The organism is Brevibacillus dissolubilis (assembly GCF_006170445.1).
In the GTDB taxonomy this organism is placed as follows: domain Bacteria; phylum Bacillota; class Bacilli; order Brevibacillales; family Brevibacillaceae; genus Brevibacillus_B; species Brevibacillus_B dissolubilis.
In genome coordinates, this window is sequence record NZ_VCNA01000004.1 from 13,553 (window position 1) to 37,143 (window position 23,591).

The 23,591-nt window shown below is 50.8% G+C and carries 24 protein-coding genes; 4 read left to right on the forward strand and 20 right to left on the reverse strand.

Translation table 11 applies throughout. From position 1 onward, the window contains the following. Positions 1–78 precede the first annotated feature (78 nt). The 3 genes from FGI41_RS09180 to FGI41_RS09190 all read left to right on the forward strand — a co-directional run bounded on the left by FGI41_RS09180 (position 79) and on the right by FGI41_RS09190 (position 3,025). On the forward strand, positions 79–339 hold the full coding sequence (locus FGI41_RS09180) for a spore coat associated protein CotJA (protein ID WP_139489757.1): 261 nt from the start codon (positions 79–81) through the stop codon (positions 337–339). Positions 340–513: 174 nt separating this feature from the next. After that, complete coding sequence (locus tag FGI41_RS09185) at positions 514–1,086, forward strand: TetR/AcrR family transcriptional regulator (RefSeq protein WP_139489759.1); 573 nt, start codon at positions 514–516, stop codon at positions 1,084–1,086. A gap of 55 nt (positions 1,087–1,141) precedes the next feature. Continuing rightward, on the forward strand, positions 1,142–3,025 hold the full coding sequence (locus FGI41_RS09190) for an alpha/beta fold hydrolase (protein WP_139489761.1): 1,884 nt from the start codon (positions 1,142–1,144) through the stop codon (positions 3,023–3,025). A gap of 274 nt (positions 3,026–3,299) precedes the next feature. Here the strand turns inward: FGI41_RS09190 and FGI41_RS09195 are convergent, their stop codons facing one another. The 6 genes from FGI41_RS09195 to FGI41_RS09220 form a co-directional block, all read right to left on the reverse strand. Continuing rightward, positions 3,300–3,809: a GNAT family N-acetyltransferase gene (locus FGI41_RS09195; protein ID WP_438358015.1), complete on the reverse strand. Its 510-nt coding sequence runs from the start codon at positions 3,807–3,809 to the stop codon at positions 3,300–3,302. 69 nt (positions 3,810–3,878) lie between these two features. Next, positions 3,879–4,823 (reverse strand): hypothetical protein, encoded by a 945-nt coding sequence (locus FGI41_RS09200; RefSeq protein ID WP_139489763.1) that lies wholly within the window; start codon positions 4,821–4,823, stop codon positions 3,879–3,881. A 94-nt stretch (positions 4,824–4,917) separates the two neighbouring features. After that, positions 4,918–5,214, reverse strand: coding sequence for a hypothetical protein (locus FGI41_RS09205; protein WP_139489765.1), 297 nt, complete (start codon positions 5,212–5,214; stop codon positions 4,918–4,920). 212 nt (positions 5,215–5,426) lie between these two features. Continuing rightward, the gene (locus tag FGI41_RS09210) at positions 5,427–5,771 is read right to left on the reverse strand and encodes a YolD-like family protein (protein ID WP_139489767.1); all 345 of its coding nucleotides are present in this window, start codon (positions 5,769–5,771) and stop codon (positions 5,427–5,429) included. A gap of 12 nt (positions 5,772–5,783) precedes the next feature. Then, complete coding sequence (locus FGI41_RS09215) at positions 5,784–6,185, reverse strand: YhjD family protein (protein ID WP_139489769.1); 402 nt, start codon at positions 6,183–6,185, stop codon at positions 5,784–5,786. 236 nt (positions 6,186–6,421) lie between these two features. Continuing rightward, complete coding sequence (locus FGI41_RS09220; RefSeq protein WP_139489770.1) at positions 6,422–7,660, reverse strand: DNA polymerase IV; 1,239 nt, start codon at positions 7,658–7,660, stop codon at positions 6,422–6,424. Between the two features lie 278 nt (positions 7,661–7,938). Here FGI41_RS09220 and FGI41_RS09225 point away from each other — a divergent pair, with 278 nt between their 5' ends. Further along, the gene (locus tag FGI41_RS09225) at positions 7,939–8,799 is read left to right on the forward strand and encodes a vanadium-dependent haloperoxidase (protein WP_139489772.1); all 861 of its coding nucleotides are present in this window, start codon (positions 7,939–7,941) and stop codon (positions 8,797–8,799) included. Between the two features lie 78 nt (positions 8,800–8,877). On the opposite strand, the gene FGI41_RS09230 is transcribed toward FGI41_RS09225, so the two are convergent. The 14 genes from FGI41_RS09230 to FGI41_RS09290 all read right to left on the reverse strand — a co-directional run bounded on the left by FGI41_RS09230 (position 8,878) and on the right by FGI41_RS09290 (position 23,413). Continuing rightward, positions 8,878–10,191: a M14 family metallopeptidase gene (locus FGI41_RS09230; protein ID WP_255298396.1), complete on the reverse strand. Its 1,314-nt coding sequence runs from the start codon at positions 10,189–10,191 to the stop codon at positions 8,878–8,880. After that, positions 10,136–10,339 carry a hypothetical protein gene (locus FGI41_RS25410; protein ID WP_255298397.1) on the reverse strand — a complete coding sequence of 68 codons (204 nt, stop codon included), beginning with the start codon at positions 10,337–10,339 and terminating at the stop codon, positions 10,136–10,138. The genes FGI41_RS09230 and FGI41_RS25410 overlap by 56 nt, the downstream gene beginning before the upstream one ends. Positions 10,340–10,491: 152 nt before the next feature. Continuing rightward, complete coding sequence (locus tag FGI41_RS09235) at positions 10,492–10,989, reverse strand: hypothetical protein (protein WP_139489773.1); 498 nt, start codon at positions 10,987–10,989, stop codon at positions 10,492–10,494. A gap of 186 nt (positions 10,990–11,175) precedes the next feature. Beyond that, on the reverse strand, positions 11,176–11,559 hold the full coding sequence (locus FGI41_RS09240) for a hypothetical protein (protein ID WP_139489775.1): 384 nt from the start codon (positions 11,557–11,559) through the stop codon (positions 11,176–11,178). Between the two features lie 123 nt (positions 11,560–11,682). Then, entirely contained in the window at positions 11,683–13,779 is a 2,097-nt protein-coding gene (locus tag FGI41_RS09245; RefSeq protein WP_139489776.1) for an amylo-alpha-1,6-glucosidase, read from the reverse strand. Between the two features lie 102 nt (positions 13,780–13,881). After that, complete coding sequence (locus FGI41_RS09250; protein WP_139489778.1) at positions 13,882–14,898, reverse strand: LacI family DNA-binding transcriptional regulator; 1,017 nt, start codon at positions 14,896–14,898, stop codon at positions 13,882–13,884. A 341-nt stretch (positions 14,899–15,239) separates the two neighbouring features. Further along, positions 15,240–17,294: an ATP-dependent DNA helicase RecG gene (recG, locus tag FGI41_RS09255; RefSeq protein ID WP_255298398.1), complete on the reverse strand. Its 2,055-nt coding sequence runs from the start codon at positions 17,292–17,294 to the stop codon at positions 15,240–15,242. Next, on the reverse strand, positions 17,294–18,181 hold the full coding sequence (sdaAA, locus tag FGI41_RS09260) for an L-serine ammonia-lyase, iron-sulfur-dependent, subunit alpha (protein WP_139489782.1): 888 nt from the start codon (positions 18,179–18,181) through the stop codon (positions 17,294–17,296). The genes recG and sdaAA overlap by 1 nt, the downstream gene beginning before the upstream one ends. 17 nt (positions 18,182–18,198) lie before the next feature. Further along, positions 18,199–18,867, reverse strand: coding sequence for an L-serine ammonia-lyase, iron-sulfur-dependent subunit beta (sdaAB, locus tag FGI41_RS09265; protein ID WP_139489784.1), 669 nt, complete (start codon positions 18,865–18,867; stop codon positions 18,199–18,201). A 157-nt stretch (positions 18,868–19,024) separates the two neighbouring features. Next, entirely contained in the window at positions 19,025–19,354 is a 330-nt protein-coding gene (locus FGI41_RS09270; protein WP_139489786.1) for a hypothetical protein, read from the reverse strand. A gap of 44 nt (positions 19,355–19,398) precedes the next feature. Then, complete coding sequence (locus tag FGI41_RS09275) at positions 19,399–20,325, reverse strand: DUF2971 domain-containing protein (RefSeq protein WP_139489788.1); 927 nt, start codon at positions 20,323–20,325, stop codon at positions 19,399–19,401. Positions 20,326–20,454: 129 nt separating this feature from the next. Further along, on the reverse strand, positions 20,455–21,312 hold the full coding sequence (locus FGI41_RS09280; RefSeq protein WP_139489790.1) for a DegV family protein: 858 nt from the start codon (positions 21,310–21,312) through the stop codon (positions 20,455–20,457). Between the two features lie 25 nt (positions 21,313–21,337). Beyond that, a complete protein-coding gene (locus tag FGI41_RS09285) occupies positions 21,338–23,035 on the reverse strand; it encodes a DAK2 domain-containing protein (RefSeq protein ID WP_139489792.1) in 1,698 nt (565 codons plus the stop codon). A gap of 12 nt (positions 23,036–23,047) precedes the next feature. Next, positions 23,048–23,413, reverse strand: a complete 366-nt coding sequence (locus FGI41_RS09290; RefSeq protein WP_139489793.1) for an Asp23/Gls24 family envelope stress response protein — start codon at positions 23,411–23,413, stop codon at positions 23,048–23,050. Positions 23,414–23,591: the final 178 nt, after the last annotated feature.

A 23,591-nucleotide genomic window follows, 5' to 3' on the forward strand; every position in this document is an offset into this window, starting at 1 on the left:
ATTTGCTCAAAGTTTTTTCTATTGCTTTTTCTCTTCTGCTGCTTTTTCTAATGATGGAACCGAGGAGGAATTCAGTGCATGAACAGCAGCCATTTTCCACACGGCAGCTATGAATCGAGCAGTCGGGATTTCGGCAGTCATACGGTCGGGGGGCATTACGGTTATGTGGAACCGCATGGCTTTGGGCGCCCTGGTGGGTATCCGCCGATCAATCTGCCGCCGGTGAAGCCTTATCCGCCTGATCCGTATATTGATCAGTATCCGTTGTCGGAGGCGTTGCGGCGGGGGACATTGTTTCGGTGGCTCTACGACCCCTATGTGAATCCGTATCGGGAGTGAGTCAATACCAACAAAGACCACTCTCCTATCGGTCTACTCTAACGGTTGACAGTTTTACAGTATGGGCTAAACCACAATACAACCATTAAAAAGCCCCTCCCAAAAAGGAGGGGTATGCCTTTATCAAACATGTATCATTTGACAACTAACTTCTAGTACTGTATAGTTCTAATCATGAAAACAGCCTATAATCGTTCCCATGTGATCACCGTCGCTTCCGATTTGTTTTTACGAAAAGGACTCAACAACACGAGTATGGATGATGTGGTAAAAGAGAGTGGCGTCTCCAAATCGAACATTTACTATCATTTTAAAAGCAAAGAAGAACTGCTTGTCGCTGTCCTGGATTACCGCATCAACATGATTCAGCAATCCTTACACTCCATTCAACAAGCCTCACACCTTCCCGTAACATCCCGACTGCAACTTGTCTTCGCCTCGCTGGCAGAGGAATTGGCGAGTCGTTCCTGCATAGGAGGATGCCCGATTCAATCATTGATGTCGGCTCCCATGACAGTAACGAAAGATCGAATCAACCAATTCTTCGAAGGAATGCAAGCCATGGTTGCCATGCTGTTGTCAGAAGGAGTGGATCGTGGCGAGTTTAGACGGGACATCCCCATCAGTCAAACGGCCACATTGTTTGTATCCGCAATAGAGGGCTCGATCATGCTGGCAGAATCCCAGGGTGACTCGACCGTTATCGTGCAGTCAGGAGAGACATTACTACACTTGCTCCAAGTGTAGAATTTTTTTGAAATGAATTAGTACCATTCAGTACTAAATGACAGGAGGAAGAAAGATGGCAGTAATTTTTGCAACAGGTGCGACTGGTTTTATCGGCAAGGAAATGACTATGCAATTGGTGAAGGGTGGTCATACGGTTTATGCTTTGATTCGGTCACGGGGAAAATGGGAAAAATTGATTTCCAGTCTATCTCCCAGTGAGCAGGCCAGATGCATTGGTGTCACTGGCGACTTGAATAAAGAGAAGTTAGGATTATCACAAAGTGACTACAATCAAATCCTTACCGCTGATGTCATGATCCATGCCGGAGTTCCGATGAACATCTTGCTAGATGAATCGATTGCAAGAGATGTCATTCTTTCGGGTACAAAAAAAGTGCTGGACGTCGCAAAAGAGATCCACCAGCACAAGGGATTGAATAAGTTTATTCACGTTGTAGGCTATATGAGCCCTTTTAATGATGAAAGCGGCAAATCGAACGAAGACGTTTTTTCCAATACGGATTTTATGAAGCACACCGGAGGATACGAAAGATACAAATTCCTCGCTGATTTACTGGTGAGACAAGAAGCCTTACGCGAAAACATGCCCTTGGTGGTCGTAAACCCCAGTACGGTGATCGGCCCACGTCATACGGGAAGTACCGAGCAAGTAGATGGCTTTGGTCTACTTGTCAGCTCTATTCAACGCGGGAAAATGCCTGTCCTCCCCTGGGGACGAGAATGGTGGCTGCCGCTCGTGTCTGTTGACGATGTAGCGAAAACCATCGCCGAGATCGTCGTTTTGGATGATACTACAGATCAAACGTATTATCCGCTAAATAGCAGGGAGACTACCTTGCCCCTGCCTGATTTTGTCCAATTCATTGCAAAAGAATTGCGTATGACACCTCCAAAGGTTCGCGTGCCTGTTTCCTTGATCAAAAACATGCTCCATTGGGGAGGCAGCCATCTAATGGGTGTGCCGGCCAATTCCATGGATTTTCTCACCACCGAAGATTTTCCCGTTCAATCTTTTCAAAAGATAAAAGACCGGATTGGTATCGAAGAATACAATGTCTCGACGCTGATGCCTCATGTGATCGCAGACTTGGACTATCGGTTAGCCATCCAAGATGCTGATGATTCCCACGATTTTGTGCGGGAACGATTAGGGAATGTCGCTGCTTATAAAAAAGAAGGAACAGGCAACCCATGGGTGATCTTACACGGGCTGTTCAGCAATATGGACGACTTACTGCCGCTTGCAGAGCAATTGTCAGATGAACCGGTATGGCTTCTTGATTTGCCAGGTCTTGGCCGCTCCCCTTATCACCATCAAGAAAATCTCATTCAGGGGTACATCGATACTCTTGCAGAAGCCATTAAGGAGTTGCCTTCCCCTGTTCATCTGGTTGGACATTCATTTGGCGGATACCTCGCATGGAAAGTCGCTCAACAACTGCCAGACAAAGTCGAACAGCTCTACCTGCTGCAACCGACCCTTCATACGGCCAGATACTCCACGTCTATTCAAATGGCTGGACGATTTCCTTTTCTGTTGGATATGACCTTGAAACACTTTACTACTCCCGAACGTCTGGAACCGCTGTTGCTGGAACAAGGATCTTTCCAAAGTAAACATGAAATCCCTTCAAGCTATCCTGAAAAGATACGAAGAAGCTTGCAGTCTCCCCGCATCCGAAAAACACATGTTGATTTGCTTACATATCTAATGAGGGATTTGGAAGATATGGATTTTTCTCAAGTAGATGTGCCCGTGAAGATGATTTGGGGAACACTTGATAAGGTTTACCAGTTATCAAAAGAAGTGGAGGTGACTTTGCGAGATCAGAAAGGTGTCCTTAAAAGACTGAATTGCGCTCATCAATTTCCGATCAGCCATCCAAAGATGACGGCGGAATTGTTAGCAGAGTTACGGGTTAAGGAAGGGAAATAAGAGGTGCGCCGACTCCATTGCCTATGTGGCGTGACTAGCGGACAGATGTAGCATGGGAATATAATGTCGAAATCCCAGGAAATCATCATATTCGTACTCCATCACAATCGTATTAAAAAGATAAAACCCCTCCAATAATAGAGGGGTTTGCTGCGTTACCAACGAGCACCGTCAACGTAAAGGAAGTGGTAACGTTGTATCCGAAGAAGTAGCTAGCAGATGAACCCTAAACAATTAAGCCCTCTACGGACTGTGATTCCGTGCCTACCTATTCTTAACACTCTTTATAATACAATATAGTCGCATTCAACTCTCCATTCGCCGACCTCGCAAAATGAGGAATCCTCCCCGCCTGAATAAAACCGAGTGAAGTATACAGATGGTTAGACGGGTCACCTTCTCTCGTATCGAGTACCAATAATGTCCGCCCCTCCTGCTTTGCTCTTTCTTCAACCGTCTGCATCAATGACCGCGCAATCCCTTTCTGCCTATGATCAGGATGTGTCATTAATTTAGCTACCTCTGCACGATGCTGACCGTTCTGTTTGGTACATAGATGCAGTTGCACGGCTCCTACAATCTCATCTTCTATTCTAGCCACATACAAAATCACTTCCGGGCTTAACACACCTTCCCAGTATGCAGCTGCATCCGCCATCTCCAATGGCGGCAAAAAACCAATCGAAGCCCCATCCTCCACTACCTGTAGCAGCAGGTCCGTAAGCCCCTTCATATAGTCCCCAATTAAATGTACTTGCTTAATTTTCACATCGTTGGTCAACATAATAACCCTCCTCGCTTGTTTGAATTCCGTTGAGTGATCCCCGCCGCAGAGTTTCTTACCTCTTCCCCATTACTCAGGTCGCTTCAGACCACAAAAATCAAATAGCGCATAAAAAATCTCCAAACTTCTTACTGGACCTGCCTCATTTTCATCCGCCTCTAGCTTGTCGATAGCCATATGCGCCCTGCGATGCGTTTGTCCTAAGAATCCGCCACCAAACCCATGGCACCCTCTTGCTAAGGCCCATGCAAAAGCAATACATTTGTTTCTCCTCATCTCTGTTGCCTTCATTCCAGAGGATTGCTTCCATGCCCACCATGTCGCCACATAAATGAAGTATCCAATATCATCACCGATCCAATTTTCAATCGATAAAACATAGAATCCTTCCTTCTCCAATTCTTCTTTTATCTCATGTGCCACTGGTAGGTATTGCCCAATTAACAGGTCGAATCCCATTCTGTCGCGTACAGCTGGAATATGCAAAAAGGGGGTTAGATATTCTGGAGAGGTTTTCCAAAAACGATAGTCAATATCTGACGCGTCGGGTGGCAGGGAAAGTTCTGATGTCACGAGTTGTTCTTCCGATCGTGTCGGAAAATGAATAATCTCGTTTTTATTCTTTGAGTTTCCCTGAGCAATGTAAGCATTCCAGCATCCGCTCTCATCATGAATCGTCAGTTTCTTTAACATTGGTCTTACCTCGCAAAAAAGCCTGATCACTTGCTCATGAATCTCGTCAGGTGCCAAACCCGTTTTCACAAAGCCGGCAAATTTGTGCTTTTCATCAAAGCTAACCTCCATGGATTCGCTCTTCGAATGCGGAGTAACCATGATGCTGATTGAATCTTTTTGATTGATGTGCCAGTTGTGAGCCAAGGCATATTTTTCTACATATTCAATAATGACTGCTACGTTTTCACTTTTGGCAGCTCCTTGATAATAAACAGTAAGTGTCATACCCTCTCCCCATATGCTGCGCCATGTACTTGCGATCTGTCTACCGTATTCCATTCTAGTGCAACCCGTATCTTTTTCCCACAGCAAAAAGAGCCCCACATCCGATGGAGCTCCCCTATCTTCCTATCCGTTATCTTTTCCTTTGTCTTTACTTGCTCTCTCCGACACTGGCTGCCTGCTTCACCGGAGCCTTCGATACGATATGATGCCCGACATCCAAGCCTTTTTCGAGCAGGTCTTCTGCGGTCATCACGGTGAGGGTCTCGTCTTTGGACGGCATTGGCATGAGGCCGCCGAATGGACTGAGGACGCGGCAGTTGGTCGTGGTTTCGATGACCATGTACAACCCCTTGGACTCTAATTGCTGGATCAGCTCGGTCCAACATTTTGCTGTCATGGTTTCTGCGTGTTTGGTTAAAATCACGCCCATCTCTTTTGCTAACATGTACAATCCCCTTTGGTCAATGAATGATCCCTTTTATCTTGCTTGGAAACTATATTAACGATACGACGAGAAGCCTTTTTACGCAAAAAGCGTTTCTGCTCAAAAAACGAGCAGATTCGCCGATTTGAGTATTGTGGCATGAAATGAGGTTCACCAATCGCAGTTCGCTTTCTTTTTTTGACGGTTTGCTTCTCTTTTTGTTTCTTGCTTTTTTACGACAGGGTATCTACGCGGAGAAGATGAGCATAGGGTACCCATTCTACCCCTTCTGCTGTCCTGATTTTGACGCGGTGTGTGACGGGATCGGTATGAGCGACGTGACCTTTGACCTGTTTTTCACCGAGACCATCGTAGTAAGTGATTTTGATCTCGGCTTTTTCCTGGGAGGCTTGCCAGATGCGTCCGCTCAGTTCGGCGAGCTCGTCGGCGTCTAGCTCAGGTGGGACATAGCGGGTCTGGGCTTCCTTGACCCGCAGGTACATCTCGCGGTGCTCAGGCAGGACGAAGCGGCTGGCGGCGAACAGGTTGTCTTTTTTGGATGTGGATTTTGGATGCATGAGAATCTCTCCTTAATTCGCTGGAAGACCATGGTCGGCCACCCAGAGTTGGACGCGGCGCTGGCATTCGGATTTGAGCAGCTCGTTGGAGTAGACGACCTCGCGCAGGTAGCCTCCGATGCGGGTCTGGACGCAGTAGGTGGCGCCTTGCTTTTCGCTTTTTAAAAGGATGCAGCCCTTTTCACGCAGGGAGTGGCGGAGGCGGTGGTGTTCCCGCTCGGCCCACTGGGACAGGTTCGTCAGCATGGTCTCGTAGGAGAGCTTGAGCGGCATCGATTTGAGCGCGGCGAGGTCGACCATGGCGGCTTTGAACAGCAGGCCGTAGAGGATGCACTCGCGCAGGTGCTCCTGCCAGTCTGTTGCGGTCGGCGGGCTTGCCGGACGGGATGTCGGCGTCGTAGTTGCGTGGGCCATCTGGTCATCCAATGGGCGCGTCGGCGGGCTGGAGGGCGTCATCTGATCGGCCAGCCGGTTCGCAGGTGTCGTGGAATGCGCCATCTGCTCCGCGAGCGGACGTGACGGCGTGGTAATGTGTGCCATCTGATCGGCCAGTGGGCGTGACGGCGGGATCGGTGTGTACCCGCGATCTGAACTGTGGCTGTGACCGACCGGGCGACTGGTTCCTGATGTATGGCTTGATGTGTGATCCATCATTTGAAGTGACCTCCGATCTTACGGGCGCGGTCGCGGGCCTGCCCGGCTCCGAGGAGCGAGACGGCGCGCAGGATGGAGTCGTTGCCAAAGCGGGCGCGGATGTCATCCATAGCATAGGCGAGCGAGCGTTTCTTTTCCCGGTCGTCGAACAGGCTGAGCTGGCACTCGTCGTCGGGCATGAGCTGGGTGAGCTGGACGCCGACGCTTCTCACCGGGCTTTGATCCCAGTGGCGGGCGAACAGCTGGCAGACGGCGTCGTAGACCTCCATCGCGTCATTGGTCGGGTCCATCAGCTTCATCTGGCGGGAGAAGCCTGTGGGGCGGTCAAAATCAGCTCCCCTGCAGCCGAGCGAGACGACCTGGCCCATCAGCTGTTTGCTGCGGGCACGGCGGCAGACCTCTTCGCACAGCTCCAGTAGCACCACCTTGATGTCTGTAGCGGTATGGTAATCGCGCGGGAGGGTCATGTGGTGGCCGATGCCTTTTTGGATATCGTGGGTCTTGGGGGAGACAGGCGACTCGTCGATGCCGTGGGCGGTGCGCCAGAGGATCTCTCCATTGACCCCGAAGCGGCGGATCATCACGTCGACAGAGGTGTTCGCCAGATGCTCCACCTTGTACATCCCCAGTCGGTTGAGATGGCGCTTCATGCGGGAGCCGACACCGAACAGCTTATCGATGGGAAGCGGCCAGAGCGTCTCGGCCAACTCCTCTTTTTTCAGCCAAAAGATACCGGACTCGCGCTTCTTGGCGAAGTTGTCACAGGCCATCTTGGCGAGGATTTTGTTCTCCCCGATCCCGACACGGCAGACGACGCCAGTCTCGAGCAGGATGCGTTCGCGGATCATCTCGGCGATTTTGATATAGTCTCCCCCGAACAGGGTGAGGCTTCCGGTCATATCGAGGAACTGTTCGTCTATGGAGTAGGGCTCCACCAGATCGGTGAACGATTCAAAAATGCGGGTAATCTGTAACGAGACATGGATATACTGCTCCATACGCGGGCGGACGACGGTAAGATGCCGACATTTTTGCTGGGCCTGCCACAGTGCTTCAGCGGTGGTGACGCCGTAGGATTTGGCGATCGGACAGGCGGCGAGAACCACACCGCTGCGCCGTTCGGGGTCGCCTGCTACGACGACCGGTTTGTCGCGGATGGCCGGGTTCGCCGCTTTTTCCACACTGGCATAAAAGCTCTGCATGTCGACAAGGAAAATGACTCGCTTGTGACTCATGCGTTTCCCTCCGAATAAGAACATCTGTTCTAGTTGATGTTCTTAGTATATCAAACAAACGTTCGTATTCATACCAGTAATATGCGAAAACAGCGAAGAAAATTTATCCTTTTTTCAAACACAAATTTGTTTTATTGAAAAGTCGTTCCGGTCTGAAGCTTGTTCCCTTGCCCGTGTAGGTACAACGGAGGATTTTTGGAAGCCTGTTCGGCGGTTGTCCCTTGCAGACCTGCACCCAGCTGAATCTACTGGATTATAGCGAAAGGCAGGTGAACATAATGACGACTAACAACAACATCCCCCGCCGCTGGTCGCAGCTCGCGTATGCAGGTGAGAGCCGTGTGCCTGTTCCGGCAGTGCCTAATGCGGGTTCGTGGCCGCTGGTTTTTTTGGGCCGGAATGCGGAAGGACAGTTCACAGACCCACAGGGGCAGCCGATCACCTTCGAGCTTCGTCATCCGGATTCGATTGATTTTGCCGGTGCGGAGCTGACACGGATCAAGCAGACGCTGGCAGACCTGACCCCGAAGCAGATTGCCATCGCCAAATACTGGGGACAAGGCACGCCGACCAAGCAGTGGACACCGATCATCGACCGGCTGATTGACACCTATGGATTGTCTGCGCCGCACGCCGCACGTCTGCTGGCCGCGGTACACGGTGCGATTCAGGATGCGTTTGTGGTGACGTGGCATTACAAGTATCTGTGGGACAGCCCGCGTCCGAATCAGCTGGATCAAAATCTGGCGACGATTCTCTGCACGCCGAAGCACCCCAGCTATCCATCCGGTCACTCCACCATCTCCGGCTGTGCGGCCGAGGTGCTCAGCTACTACTTCCCGACCGAACGGGAGAAGCTGCTCGATCTGGCCAAAGAAGCATCTGTGTCGCGCAACTATGCGGGTATCCATTTTTACGCGGACTGCGAACAGGGGCTTCGGCTGGGCAGACAGATCGGGCAGCTAATCGTATCGGCGCTCAAGCAACAGGCGGACGCCCAGTCCCTTATGATCGATATACCGCAGACCACAGACCGCAACGCCAAGCTGATGCCGCCGCCGTACCGACAGGCCTTGCCGTATCCGTATCAGCAGAAGTGCAGCTCCAAGCTGGATTGGCGCGGGGAAGACGAGAAATAAGTCATTATTTTTCTTTCATCTGACATCAATGAAAAAAAGGATGGGACCCTGACAGTCTCATCCTTTTTGGTCGATTCTCTATACGGATACAGGCGCGTCCGTACGTCCCGCATTCCTGATGGTTGGATTCATAGTCGCAGCAGCCAATCCCAGTTCGGTTAAAGCAGCTCCGACGTCTTTGATGATCTCTTTCATCTCGTCATAGGGCGGAACGAATTCGCCGTTATATTGGCCGAACTCGATGGTAAACCCATAGATTTTTTTCTTGGACGGGTCTACAATATGGCGGCTGTAGGCATAGTCCTCCGAAGTGGCCGAAGTCGGATAGAGTCCGACAGCTTGTTTGACCTCGTAGCTTTTGCCACGGACGGCCTGCAGCGCGCGATTCATTCGCTGAGCCAGCTTCACTTCCATCCGTTCGTCCAAAGCGGAGATATACTCGCGATACAGATTCTTTCTTGCGGGGTCTGTCTTCCCGCGCACCTGCCGATAAGCAGGATTTCGGAAGTTCTGTCCGGGATTGATGCTCTGGTTATCGTCATCTCCCCAACTGTACAGGATCATGCCGCCATAGCTGTGGATATCGACATAAAACTGGATGTTCGGATAAGTATCCATCAGGTATTTGACGTTTTTCGTTTCTGGTTCAGAGAATGCCCGCGGTCCCCGGTAAGTATCACTCGGAAATTCAGCAGAACTTCCGATTCCGCTGTCCCATAAAAAATCAAAATTCCGGTTGATATCTACCCCCATCGGCTCGCGTACACCGTTCGACCGGCGATTTTTGCGCCACCAGAAGCCTTGGTTGGCAGAGTGGCCACCTTGTGGATCATTGGTCTGGGAGTAGTGCTTGCCGTCAGGATTCACATCCGGGAAGACGAACAGATCGAGAGTCTCCATGATCGTCTTCACTTCCATGTCGGTAAAGCTTTTGCCGCCATAGGTAAGCGGGGTATGCTGGTGATAGGCGCGAAGCAACTCGGTGAGGAAGTGGATGCAGATATCAGACCCACCCCACTCGCGGGCATGCATGCTGCCGGTAATCAAAAAACCGGGTCTCTCCTGATTCGTACCAGGGTTCGCAGTGCCTGCCCGCAGCAGTACCGCATGGGAAGTGCGGCCCTCCCACGTTTTGTTCGGTAATGGAAGCAACGTCACAACCTGTGGATATTGCTGGCTCAATTGAACAAGGGCCGCCTCCACCTCTTCAACGGTCAAGTAGCCGCCTTGTACGGTTTCGTTCAAGACAGCTCTGGTCAAGGCTGTCATGACGCCACGAGGCTGGCAATCTTGCGCTTTTGCCTGTGATACCTCCTGAAGGCGTTCACGGGCAGTATCACTCAGATCCTTCATCACATGGATTCCGTATCCGGCTTGCCGCAGCTGCTCCACCTGATCCTCCCCCCGCAATCGCAGGGACAACGAATTGGTTCTCACCAGTCTGACGGGCCAATCTCCGCTGAACATCCACTCCTACTTGATCCAATGCCTGCATCTGTTCAATCGATTGCGAAACAATCTCAATCGAAAAGACCTTCATCTCCACGCCTCCTCAGGCAAAAATATCGGGACATCCTCTCTATTATCCATCTTACATTTCTGACTATCACTTGAAAAAAATACAAAAACCCACCTGATCAGGCGGGCGTATCACAGCGGTGTATATGGTCATATGTGGTGATCTTCATAGGTCTATTTCAGATAAGACCGATGGGCATTCCGCTTCTTTTTCGCGAACACCTCCAGATACACGACAGCATCGTCATGGAGTCTCGTCCACCGATGTCCCCACAGAACACTCTCCTTCACAGCTCTCTCCCATGTGAGCAGGCCGCGCCACCAACCGATGACGATCCAGACACAGACAAACAAGAGAGCAGGCAGTATATAGGTAAAAAGAGCGGCGTGAACCATCATCAGTTCATACGTGGTGAACAACGCCAGCATCGACAGAAACTGAACGGTCAGCTTCAGGCTGATCCGGCGCGAGCCATCGATCATCAACAGGGCTGCCTGTATCATCGCCACCGTCAGGCAAAAGAGCAACGCCAGCACCGAATCCTGTAGTTGAACAGGTGGAGTCTGGGCGGCATGGTGCGGGAATAAAAATGACGGGCCGAGAAACCCGACACACCGCAGAGCCAGCCAGACATACAGCGCGGCCAGCGTCCATAACAACCACTTTTTCATGGGCACACTCCTCTTTTCCGTGTTCCATCTTGATCCAAGTCATCTTGTATCCACATGATATCATATGTAGGCTCATCAGCAAAAACGATGACTTTCGATCAAACCATTCGGAATTATCGATCATAATAGACAGCAAAAAAAGACTCGGCCGCTCTTGGGAGCCCGAGTCTTATGGGATGTCATCGGTTATACGTCCGGCTTTACTTCACGGTGCAAAGCCTCGAAAAAACGCAGGATATTGCGGTAGCTCGATCCCAGATCACCCAGACGTCCACGCTGGGAGGCGACCACGTCAATCGCGGACTGCATCGGGGAGAGGCGGAAAATCGTAATCACCATATCCTGCTTGCCGAGAGCACCACTCTTCTCCAGCATCAGCTCACCGCGCGGGGCGTCGACATGGACGATGTTCCAGTCGCTCATCTGTGACTCGATGACACGCCGGACGGCCTCCAGCAAGGGATCGCTGCCGATTTTATAATAGCGGGTTTTGAGCGCGGGATCTTTGGGGTGTTCGCTCGTCTCTTCGTGATTACGGACCAAGCCTAAAATCGTACGGGTCAGGGACATAAGCCAATACTCCTCTTTATCATCTTTTCTATCATGATACAACGAAGAGGGGCTTGCTTCCAGCTTTTGCTTGCAGTCTGAGTCCGGTTGTGGCTTGGGGCATCCCCCTCGCAATCAAGACTGCTACTCCATCTGAATCCCGTACCCAGTCGTATTCTCCAGCACTTCCAGAGTGAACACGTCCGGCTTCTGTGCTTCACGCAAGACGTGGACAGACAAGCAGCCCTCACCCACCTGCAGGTTCCTAGCCGTCAGCTCGTTCATCCCATCAGGCAGGACCGGATGGAAGCGGATCGTCCTAGACACCGCATCAGGCGTAATCCCGAGCATCACCTGCAAAAAGACAAGCGGTGTCCCCGCTGCCCAAGCCTGCGGCGAGCAAGCCACCGGATACGCCACAGGAGCACCCAGACTGTCGTCATACCCGCAGAACAATTCCGGCAGTCGGTAGTATTCAAAGCCGCGTGCCGCCTGCAACAGACCAGAGATCACGGTCCCTGCCTCATCACCAAAGCCCAGCTTAGCCAGTCCCAACATACACAGGGAGTTGTCGTGCGGCCAGACGCTTCCGTCGTGATAGCTCATCGGATTGTAGCCAGACGATTCTGTGCTCATCGTGCGAATGCCGTAGCCGCTGAACAGGTCAGGAGCAACCAGACGCTTCGCTACCTTGGCGGCACGCTCATCGGACATGATACCTGACATCAGGGCGTGACCGGGGTTGGATGTGACGGAGCGCACCTGTTTTTTCTCATGATCCAGTGCGATCGCGTAGAACTCTTCGTCCTCCATCCAGAAGTCGGCTTCAAAGCGCTGGCGAAGCGCCTCAGCCTCCTGCTCAAGACGGTCTGCCAACTCAATTCGTCCGAGCTGGCGCAGGATCGGCACCAGCTGGAGTTTGGCCTGGTACACATAGCCTTGGACCTCGACGAGCGCAATTGGGGAGATGGCATAATCACCGTTCTCATGCACAACCGAGTCATCCGAGTCCTTCCAGCCTTGGTTGGCGATCCCCTTGGCTGATTCCCGATGATACTCGACGAACTCATCTCCATCCCGATCGCCCCACTGCTTGATCCAGTCCAACGCCCGCTCCACATGCGGCAAAAGCTGCCCGACCAGCGCCAGATCCCCACTCCAATGGTAATACTCGATCAGCAGGATCAAAAACAGCGGTGTCGCATCAATCGTTCCATAATAAGGGGTGAACGGAACCTGATTGCTGCCCGCCAGCTCCCCAAACCGGATCTCGTGCATGATCTTGCCGGGCTGCTCATCCCGCCACTCATCCTGCTTGGTGCCTTGATACTGTGCCATGGTCAAAAGCGTCCCGCGTGCCACCTCTCTATTGGAAGAGAGCATCTGCAGTGCCGCGATCAGACTGTCCCGCCCAAACGGCACCGCATACCACGGCAGCCCAGCCACCGGAAAGCGGCCATAGCCCAGATCTGTCAAAAGCACGCGTAAGTCCTGCACCCCACGCTGATACAGCTTGTCAAACAGCGGCATGTCGCTCTCCACCTGTGCAGACTGTCCCAGCCACTCTTCGTAGGAAGCCTCTAATGCCTGTACCGCTGTCTCCATCGGGTACTGAACAGGTCCCCTGTCATCTACATAAGGAGCGATAAAAAATCGAATCGCCTGGGACTCTTTTGGCGCAAGCGTAAAGGAGAAGCGCACCGTTCCCCCCTCCTCGATCCCACTGTGCGGCACATCCCATGTGATGCGAGTCTCACGCTTGACCCCGTCTGCCCCTATGTAGCCAAAAATCAGCCGGTTTCCTTCCTCATCTGCAACCGTTGCCGTCTTCTCACCTGTTCTCCCCTTCATGAAGCCACGCACGATGAACATGTCCAAAAAATCGGCATCGAACCGGACAGAGAGCTCAAGTGTAACCGCTTTCGGATAAAAGTTCGTCAAGGTGATCGTCTCATACAATCCACCCTCGTAGATCAGCCGTTGACGCTTGATCTCCACCGACTCCCGCCACAGACGCCCCTCAATCGGCGGGTTGGTCAGACGAATCGTCGCCAAATCATTCTCTTCTGCTGAAGAGGACAACAAAACCGGCTTCACGTCATGGATCAACAGCTCGAAGCGGCTTAAAAAACGGGTATCCTTGCTGTACAAGCCCAAGCCGTATTCATCTGCAGCCGGGATATCCCCCTGTTTGTCCGTCAATAAAAACAGATCATCCTCTTTGATTACGCGATAATCCACGTATGCCCCACCTCTCTCATTATCCAACAGTGTCTGTCTATGAATCTTACCCATATGTTTGTCCAAAACGTTTTTGAAGAACAGCAAAAAGAAGCGCCAGCCCTATAGGCCGGGCGGTTTGACGCTTTCTCTGATCTGGAGATAGGTGTCTAGGATGACATGCTTGTTGCGCGCCCTCTCCTCAAGCATATCGATGAGAAGCTGTGCAGACTGGTAGCCCATCTCGTATTTATCCTGGTGTACAGTGGTCAGCTTAGGAGAGGTGTATTCGGAGACAAAGATGTTGTCATATCCGATGATGGAGATATCCTCCGGCACTTTTTTGCCTACCTGCTCCATTGCTTTCATCGCACCGATCGCCATAATGTCACTGGAACAAAAGATCGCGGTCAGCTGCGGATTTTTCACCAACAGACGGTATGCGGCGGCCAGTCCGCCTTCCTCGGTGAAGTCCCCGTCTTCCACCATGTCGGCCCGGTACGGGATGTCTGATGACTCCAATGCCTTTTTGTACCCATCCAGACGCTTCACACTGACGTCGGCATGCAGGTATCCGTTGATCATCCCGATCTGACGGTGCCCCTGGTCAATCAGATACTGGACGGCTTTGCGTGCACCCTCGGTATTATCGGTGGAGACATACCCGACATTGGTGCCCATCATCGTAATGTCGATCAGGACGCATGGGATGTTGCCTGTGACGACTTCTTCGAGATACGGGTCATTGAGCTTGATCCCCATGATGATCGCACCGTCCACGCCACGTTCGCGGCAGAGGTCAGAGTAGCTCTTCGCCATGTGTTTTTTCGGGTTGGTACTAAACAGCACCAGATCATAGCCCAGCTCACCGGCACGGTCATTGATTCCGCACAGCACCTCAAAAACGAAGGCATCCTTGGCACCGCTGCGGCTGATTTCCGAGACGATAATCCCGATGGTACGCGTCTTTTTGACAACAAGACTGCGTGCTGCAATGTTGGGGCGGTAGCATAATTCTTCAGCGGCTTGTAACACTTTCCGTTTGGTAGCCTCGCTCACATCGCTGTAGCCGTTTAATGCACGTGAGACAGTCGTGATCGAGACACCTAGTTTTTTAGCGATATCCTTGATCGTTGTCACGTGACCCTCCAAAACGTTTTGGGTAGTAGTTTGTTGCAGAATTAATACAATCTTTTTTCTATACAATACATTTTCTTACCTTAGATATCAATAGCAGCAACTGACTTTCAAAAATTTAACTCGTTTCTCTCTATACAGATCTGGGAATCAACCTACAAGCATTTATGAATATGGGAGGATGAACAATGAGAGCGCTATCATCCAAGCAGTCGATCAGTTTGCAGTGGGGAGCGAAGTACCTTCAAGCTGTAAACGGATAAAAAACAGGCTTTTCCGTCCGTGTGATGTGGTCGGTGAAAGCCTGTTTTTTCGTTGTTTATCATTAGCTTGATCACGGTAGACTAATCCAGCACGGTTCCGTCCAAGATCCCCTCTTCGCGCAGGTACTCCCGCAGATGTGCGAAGCGCTTGTCCTGCCAGAACTCATCTGTGGCAACCAGTTGGGCCGCTTCCTGACGGGCCACTTCCAGCGCCTTGTAGTCACTCACCAGGTCGGCTACCTTGAACTCAGGCAGACCGCTCTGCTTGGTACCAAAAAAGTCACCCGACCCGCGCAATTCGAGGTCACGCTGGGACAGCTCAAAGCCGTCGTTGGTCTCGCACATGACACGCATCCGCTCTTTGCCCACCTCTGATTTGGGATCGGCAATCAGCACGCAGTAGGACTGCTCGGCACCGCGCCCGACGCGTCCGCGCAGCTGGTGAAGCTGGGCCAGACCGAAGCGTTCCGCGTCGTAGATGACCATGTAGGTCGCATTCGGGACGTTCACCCCTACCTCGACGACCGTCGTAGAGACGAGGATGTTGGTCTCGCCACTGGCAAAGCTCTGCATGACCGCATCCTTTTCCTTGGCAGGCAGGCGTCCGTGCATCAAGCCGACGTTGTAATCCCGGAAGTATTGAGATAATTGAAAATGCACATCAATGGCGTTCTGCACATCCAGCTTGTCCGATTCCTCGATCAGTGGGCAGATGACATACGCCTGCCGTCCGTTGATGAGCTCCTGACGCATCCGCTCCAATACCTGATGGAACTGATCATGCTTGGCCCATGTCGTCTCAATCGGCTTGCGCCCGGCTGGCATCTCGTCAATGACCGAAACATCCATATCACCAAAAGCCGTGATAGCAAGCGTCCGTGGAATCGGTGTAGCGGTCATGAACAGTACGTCAGGAGACAAGCCCTTATTGCGCAGGACACGCCGCTGTTCGACGCCGAAGCGGTGCTGCTCGTCGGTGATGACCAGCCTGAGATTTTTGAAAAAGACGTCCTCTTGGATCAGCGCATGTGTCCCTACCACGACATCTAAAAGTCCCATCTGAAGGGCGCCGATCACTTCCCGCCGTTTTTTCGCGGTGAGCGAGCCGGAGAGCAGGGCGATCTGGATCCCCAGCGGTTCCAGCAGTCCTTTGAGCGAGTGGACATGCTGCTCCGCGAGGATTTCGGTCGGTACCATCAGTGCTCCTTGGTAGCCTGCTTTGATCGTGGCATACAGCGCGATCGCGGCCACAACCGTCTTACCAGAACCGACGTCCCCTTGAAGCAGGCGGTTCATCCCGTATGGGGCTTGCATATCATCGAGGATTTCCTTGACGACCCGCTTCTGTGCTCCTGTCAATGGGAACGGCAGACCGCGGACGAATTCACGCACCTGCTCCATCGGAATCTCTTGAGCCATGCCTTGGTTCTGCTGGCGGTTGATCCGGCGGAATGCCTGCATCTTGAGCTGGAACATGAACAGCTCTTCAAACATGATCCGGCGACGGGCCAGACGCCCTTCGTCCGCATCCTCGGGAAAATGCATCGCGGTGATCGCTTCCTGCCGTGGCATCAGCCGGTAGCGCTCCACCAGCTCATGTGGAAGGATTTCTTCGATATAGCGGCCATGTGACTGGATCGCCCGCTCGATGGTTTTGCGCAGGGTAGAGAGGTTGATCCCCGCCGACAGCGGATAGACTGGGTTGAGATCGCTTCGTTTCTCGGCGCGGGTAGAGCCTTTTTCCGTCATTTCGCTGACGGTGATCTGCAGCTTGGCTTTGTCCCATTTGCCTGTGACGATGATCTCTTTGCCCGGAGTCAGCTTGCTCTTAATAAAATTCTGATTAAACCAGACGGCATTGACAGACACCTTGTCAATTAAGAGACGGCAGGAGATGCGTGATTTCTTTTTCCCATAAAAACGAACAGAGGGCTCGCCGTAGATCATGCCTACGAGAGTGACCCTCTCTTGGTCTTTCACTTCTGTTAGGTCCCGGATGCGGTAATCCTCATAACGGGACGGGAAATACTCCAGCAGGTCACGCACCGTATGAATCCCGAGTGCCGCCAAATCACTGGCCCGCTCCTCCCCCACTCCATAGAGGGAGGTCACGGGCGCTTGGAGTTGGTCCATCATTATTTCTTCTCCATCGGTACACCGAAGATTTTCGCTTCGATGGCACGTCCTGTCGGGGTCGCAGCCAGCCCGCCCATTGCCGTCTCTTTGAGGGTGGTTGGCATATCGCATCCGATACGGTACATCGCCAAAATCACTTCGTCTGTAGGCACGATGCTCTTGATGCCCGCCAGTGCCATATCGGCCGCTGTGGTGGCAATCGCAGCCCCCATCGCATTGCGCTTCACGCAAGGCACTTCGACGAGACCGGCAATCGGGTCACAGACGAGGCCGAGCATGTTTTTGAGGGCAATCGCCACAGCCTGTGCCGACTCCTCTGGTGTGCCTCCTGCCATCTCGACAATCGCGGCCGCTGCCATTGCGGTAGCAGAACCTACCTCAGCCTGGCAACCGCCTGCCGCACCAGAGATGAACGCGTTGTTGGCGATACAGAAGCCCATCGCGCCTGCAGTGAACAGGAAGTTGACCATCTCTTCACGGGTTGGGTTGAGCTTCTTGCTCATGGCAAAGAGCGTACCTGGCACGATCCCGCACGCACCTGCTGTCGGGGTAGCGACAATCGTTCCCATCGCGGCATTCACTTCGTTAACCGCGACAGACATGCTCACGGCATTAAGCAGGGTCATGCCGGAGAGCGGTTCTCTTTCTTTCATATATGTCTGCAGCTTCTTGGCATCTCCGCCGGTCAATCCACTGTGGGAGCGGATATCTTCGGTGAGACCGCGTTCGACTGCTTTTTCCATCACGTCCAAATTGCGATACATTTCGTTCATGATCTCTTCACGGGAACGGTTGGTGGCGTTCATCTCCGCTTCGATCATCACTTGTGAGATTTTTTTTCCTTGGGATTCAGCGAGCTCTACCAGCTCTGCAACGTTGCGAAACATGTTGAGAAAACCCTCCTTTACGGATTTGGAACCAGCAGCGATACGCTGACGATATGCGGCATCTGCTCGATCTCGTGCAGTACCTTATCCTCGATGGTGGAGTCCAGCTCAATCACCATCAGGGCGTGCTTGCCACGCTCCTTGCGCGATACTTCCATATGTCCGATATTGATCTGGTACTTGGTCAGGACGTTGGAGACACCTGCAATCATCCCGAAGCGGTCATCATGCAGCACCATCAAGGTCGGAGCGGAACCCGTCACCTTGAGCGAGTAGCCGTCGACTTCGGTAATCTCCATTTTGCCGCCGCCAATCGAGATGCCGACGACCTCTGTACTGCCTTTTTCATCGCTCAGACGAATGCGGGAGGTGTTCGGATGCTCGGTCAGCTCCTCCGCTGTCGTGAGCGAAACATCAATCCCCAGATCCTTCGCGATGGTGATCGAATCCTTCAAGCGCAGATCAGAGGTATCAAAATCTAGGATGCCCGCGACGGTTGCTACATCTGTACCGTGTCCCTTGTATGTTTTGGCAAAAGAGCCGTAGAACGTGATCTCTGCTTTCTCTGGCTGTCTTCCAAAAATACTGCGTGCCACACGCCCGATCCGTGCTGCCCCCGCTGTATGTGAGCTGGATGGGCCGACCATGACAGGGCCGATGATGTCAAATACACTTTTATATTTCATACGTATGCTCACCCTTCTTGCTCGATAGGAGTCACTGTATATTGTATCGTAGCGGGATTGTAAGCGCTATAAGAAAAAGAAGGTGGTAACAGTTGGATACAAACAACCCTGCTCTAATACAATCAGCCCAAGCCTCTAATGACTTGGACTGGACTATTTACAGGGCTAGATTTCGTTCCGACAGATCGTTTTTAATAAAGGGCTGAATGTTCCCTTCAGCCACCTGATCCAGGTGCCACCACCATTCCTCCAATGGTCTGTTACTGGTAAATTCGTATACCTCTGTTAAGTGTTGAGCCATTTTTTTTGCATTAGCGAGTAAGATCAGGTCATATTTTTGGAGCAGCTGTTTCTCCTCATGAGACAAAGCAGCTACATTCCTCTGGAGTCTGCTTCTGATGTGAAGCATATCTAACGCCTCAAACGGACTGGTCTCGAAATCATCAACAGACATACCATAGTCGTGAATGGCTTGACTAAAGCTCATGGTTCCGTACCTCCTTGATGGTACTACGATAAATTCTAAGCCAATTAAAATCTTAATGTAATATCTGACTTCTTCACATTAACCATAGGGTATCCCTGCTGCCTTAAGAATATCTCAACTCCTAAGTTCGCAATATCTAGATTATTTTTGGGACCTATCCCTATCTGCTTTAATACAAAGTCCTCTTGTAATTGCAATTCTACAAAAGGAATTAGAATACCATTACTAGGTCTAATTTTAATATTGGAGAAGTCGTTCGAGTTTGAAACATATACTATTCGATATTCTTCTTCTTGCCTAAAAACTGACTTTTTAAAAAATGGAGCATAACAAAATAACATAATTAAAAAGTTTTGATAGTAATCACTAAGTAATTCTGGATTGTCATTCGAAGACAACAAGTTATAAAGGATGGTTATCTCTTCAAGAATAATCTGTGTTTGTCTTTCAAGGTCATACTCTACTAATCCTGTTACAATGTGAGTAAGACCCTCAGGTTTTTGTGCGGGATTAAGAATGCCTTTCGATAAATGATTTTTTACATAAGCCTTAAGCCTATTTTTATCAATCCCGATATTATACCCCACATGATTAGAGTAATTAGCCCATAATGCCAGTGAATCATTATTTTCTGTCATAGAAAGAACAAAAATGCTAAATTGATTCGTTATTGAAGGTACCAAAAGTTCAGAGACTCCTAAAATACTTTCACTAAACTTTATTGTATCTTGAAAAGACACTCCCTCTATTTCATATTTGGAATTAATAATATCAATTACAATATCAAGCAATAATTCTATAATATAGTTGAGTTCTGAATAGTCATTTAAAAAGTCACTCTTAGATAACCAAAATGTTTTAGACGACAAGATCCCCATTAAACCCTCTAAACTTGTGTAATGATAAAGAACTTCCTTTTCCGTTTCTCTTAAGTTTTTTATTAAGCGTTCACCTTTGTCATCTAAGATCAAGACGATTCACCGCCATTTATTAATTGATTGAAACATGATCATGATAACAGGAAGATAATACAATAGAAAGGAAAAAGTACTCATCTCAAACCTGCGTAATCAGGATTAAGCATGAGTACTTTTTTCTTTTTACACCTTATACATCACACAGGCAATCGCGCCAGGACCGATATGAGTACCGACCACCGGGCCAATTTCAGCGATGTAATCATCTACCACGTTAAACTCTTCACGCACACGTTCACGAAGGTTGTTAGCCTCGTCTTCATTGGTCGCATGGATGATCCCCACTGCGACCTTCTCATTGCCTGCATACGCTTTCAGTTCTTCCAGCATGCGGGAGACCGCTTTCTTGGTACCGCGAACTTTATCAAAAGGATATACCGAACCGGAAGAATCAAGAGAAAGAATCGGCTTGATATTGAGAAGAGATCCGATCAATGCGGACGCTTTACCGATCCGGCCGCCTTTTTGCAGATACTGGAGCGTGTCCACTACGAAAAATTCTTTCATTTCACGTAAAATGCGCTCTGTCAGATCGAGCACCTGCTGCTTGGTCTGTCCTGCCTGGGCAGCACGCGCCGCTGCGACGACAGCGATCCCTTGGATGAACGAGCCTTTTTTCGAGTCGATTATGGTGATGTCCGTGTCGTCTTCGAGCATGGTCTTACCGATCACAGCTGACTGATAGGTACCAGACAGCGCCGATGAGATCGTGATTACGATGATACTCACGTCTTTGCCATGCTTCTCCACGATTTCCTTGTACTTCTCCGCCCATTCGACCGGGGACGGCTGGGAGGTGGTTGGCATGACAGAGGACGAAGTAAGCTTGGCAAAGAATTCAGCAGAAGTCATGGTGATTCCGTCCAAATACGATTCGGTGCCAAAGAGGACTTTCAGCGGCACGATCTCAATACCAAACTCTTGGCGCAAACCTGATTCGATATCAGCTGAGCTGTCAGTAACAATCACAACGGATGACATAAGGACCTACTCCCCTAGCTTAGCGTTATTCTACAGCAAAAATGAATGGATAGAGGGGTTGTCGACCAGGGAGCACTTCCACTTCCACGTCTGGGAACGTTTCGGTGAGCTGTTCTTCAAGCTCCGCGGCCTGATCTTCGCCCGCTTCTTCGCCGAAGATGATGGTGACAAGGCCTGTATCTTCATCGACCATTTGCTGGAGTAATTCTTTCGCTGATTCCATCATGTCCGGTTTGGAGGTCACGATGGTTCCTTCGGAGATTCCGATAAAATCACCTTCGGCTATCTCTACATCGCCCATCTTGGTGTCGCGGACCGCGTGTGTGACTTGCCCGGTTTTGACCTGTGCAATCGCATTGGTCATCGCCTCGCGGTTCGCCTCCAAATCGTTCCCACCGTTAAATGCAACGAGGGCAGCCATTCCCTGTGGTACGCTTCTGGATGGAATGACGGCAACCGGGAATTCAGCCAGCACAGCTGCCTGCTGAGCGGCCATGATGATGTTTTTGTTGTTAGGCAGGATGATGACCTTCTCCGCATTGACTTCTTCCATCGCTTTGATGAAGTCTTCGGTGCTTGGGTTCATCGTCTGTCCGCCTTCTACCACGACATGCACGCCGAGACTGCGGAAGATCTCTGCGATCCCGCTGCCCGCCGCCACGGCGATGATCCCGTATGGCAGACGCGCTTTTGTCTCTTCCTGCTGTTCAGTTGGAGCGGCTTTGCGCTCTTCTTCTTTTAAAATATTGGTATGCTGTTCGCGCATGTTCTCGATCTTGAGACGGTGCAGGCTACCGAACTGTTGGGCATAGTTAAGTACGTTGCCCGGGTTCTCGGCATGGATATGCACCTTGACCAGTTCATCGTCAGAGATGACCAGCAAGGAGTCGCCCATTTGATCCAGATGGGTACGGAACGCAGATTCGATAAATGGCTTTTTGTTCTTCTCGGTGCTGTGGGTCAGCCAAATCATAAACTCGGTACAGTAACCGAAATGAATATCTTCTGTTTTGAGATGAATCTGTGCGTTGTGATGCTCTTCGACTAGTTCATCCAGATTCACTTCCTGAAGCGACGGCTTAGTCACTTCGGACGCTGTGATACTCTCGCCGCGAAGGACGCGCAGGAAGCCTTCATAGATATATACAAGACCTTGTCCACCAGAGTCGACGACGCCGACTTCTTTGAGCACAGGCAGGTAGTCTGGCGTCTTCGCAAGCGTGATTTTGGCCTGCTCATACGTCCGCTCCATGACCGTGGTGATATCATCGGTGGTACGGGATACTTTCACTGCTGTATCTGCTGCTTCACGGGCTACGGTGAGAACGGTCCCCTCGACCGGCTTCATAACCGCCTGATAGGCCATATCCACACCCAATTTGAGCGCATCAGCAAACTGCCGGGAGTTGATCTCATCCTTGCCGTTGACCGATTTGCTGAAGCCACGGAACAGCTGGGACAGAATCACCCCGGAGTTGCCGCGTGCGCCCATCAAAAGACCCTTGGCAAGCGCAGCGGCCGATTCTCCGACCTTGATCGACTGGCGCTTGGAGAGCTCATCGACCCCAGAGGTAAAAGTGAGGTTCATATTGGTTCCGGTATCCCCGTCAGGCACCGGAAAGACGTTGAGAGAATCCACAACTTTATAATTGTTGTGCAGATTTTGTGCGCCCAGATATATCATCTGGCTAAATAGATCGCCGTCAAGACGCGTATGTAGCACTAAAGTTCCTCCTTACATTTCACGGTCTGTGCGGACTCCTTGGACATAAATGTTAATCGCGGAGACTTCGATTCCAACTGTTTGTTCTAGCGTGTAGCGGACACGTCGTTGCACATTTCCTGCGACCTCGGAGATTTTCGTTCCATAGCTGACGATAATATGCATATCAAGGCTGACTTCGCCATTTTCGTTTGTTACAACGACACCTTTACTTAAATTATCTCTTTTAAGCAGCTCTGCAATGCCATCTTTCAATGCTTTACGGGATGCCATACCGACAAGTCCAAAGACTTCCATCGCAGCACCACCGGCGATACGGGCAATTACTTCTTCTGAAACGTCAATCTTCCCTAGAGGTGTAGTCAATTCCACAGTCATGCAAGATTCCTCCTTTAAAAACAGCCAAAATCCGCAATGGTTACTTGTACTTCCCCACAATTCTACTATAAGTATGGGCGTATTAGAAGTTTTTTTCAACAAACCTCTTTGTAGTTTTAGGAAAATGGGTGTCAAGTATTGCAATTGACAGGACCGTATGTTACTATAGCAAAGTATT

Coding starts and splice junctions, on each gene's coding strand:
- FGI41_RS09180 (WP_139489757.1), top strand. CDS start 79: ATGAACAGCAGCCATTTTCCACACGGCAGCTATGAATCGAGCAGTCGG.
- FGI41_RS09185 (WP_139489759.1), top strand. CDS start 514: ATGAAAACAGCCTATAATCGTTCCCATGTGATCACCGTCGCTTCCGAT.
- FGI41_RS09190 (WP_139489761.1), top strand. CDS start 1,142: ATGGCAGTAATTTTTGCAACAGGTGCGACTGGTTTTATCGGCAAGGAA.
- FGI41_RS09195 (WP_438358015.1), bottom strand. CDS start 3,809: ATGTTGACCAACGATGTGAAAATTAAGCAAGTACATTTAATTGGGGAC.
- FGI41_RS09200 (WP_139489763.1), bottom strand. CDS start 4,823: ATGGAATACGGTAGACAGATCGCAAGTACATGGCGCAGCATATGGGGA.
- FGI41_RS09205 (WP_139489765.1), bottom strand. CDS start 5,214: ATGTTAGCAAAAGAGATGGGCGTGATTTTAACCAAACACGCAGAAACC.
- FGI41_RS09210 (WP_139489767.1), bottom strand. CDS start 5,771: ATGCATCCAAAATCCACATCCAAAAAAGACAACCTGTTCGCCGCCAGC.
- FGI41_RS09215 (WP_139489769.1), bottom strand. CDS start 6,185: ATGGCCCACGCAACTACGACGCCGACATCCCGTCCGGCAAGCCCGCCG.
- FGI41_RS09220 (WP_139489770.1), bottom strand. CDS start 7,660: ATGAGTCACAAGCGAGTCATTTTCCTTGTCGACATGCAGAGCTTTTAT.
- FGI41_RS09225 (WP_139489772.1), top strand. CDS start 7,939: ATGACGACTAACAACAACATCCCCCGCCGCTGGTCGCAGCTCGCGTAT.
- FGI41_RS25410 (WP_255298397.1), bottom strand. CDS start 10,339: ATGAAGGTCTTTTCGATTGAGATTGTTTCGCAATCGATTGAACAGATG.
- FGI41_RS09235 (WP_139489773.1), bottom strand. CDS start 10,989: ATGAAAAAGTGGTTGTTATGGACGCTGGCCGCGCTGTATGTCTGGCTG.
- FGI41_RS09240 (WP_139489775.1), bottom strand. CDS start 11,559: ATGTCCCTGACCCGTACGATTTTAGGCTTGGTCCGTAATCACGAAGAG.
- recG (WP_255298398.1), bottom strand. CDS start 17,294: ATGATGGACCAACTCCAAGCGCCCGTGACCTCCCTCTATGGAGTGGGG.
- sdaAA (WP_139489782.1), bottom strand. CDS start 18,181: ATGTTTCGCAACGTTGCAGAGCTGGTAGAGCTCGCTGAATCCCAAGGA.
- sdaAB (WP_139489784.1), bottom strand. CDS start 18,867: ATGAAATATAAAAGTGTATTTGACATCATCGGCCCTGTCATGGTCGGC.
- FGI41_RS09270 (WP_139489786.1), bottom strand. CDS start 19,354: ATGAGCTTTAGTCAAGCCATTCACGACTATGGTATGTCTGTTGATGAT.
- FGI41_RS09280 (WP_139489790.1), bottom strand. CDS start 21,312: ATGTCATCCGTTGTGATTGTTACTGACAGCTCAGCTGATATCGAATCA.
- FGI41_RS09290 (WP_139489793.1), bottom strand. CDS start 23,413: ATGACTGTGGAATTGACTACACCTCTAGGGAAGATTGACGTTTCAGAA.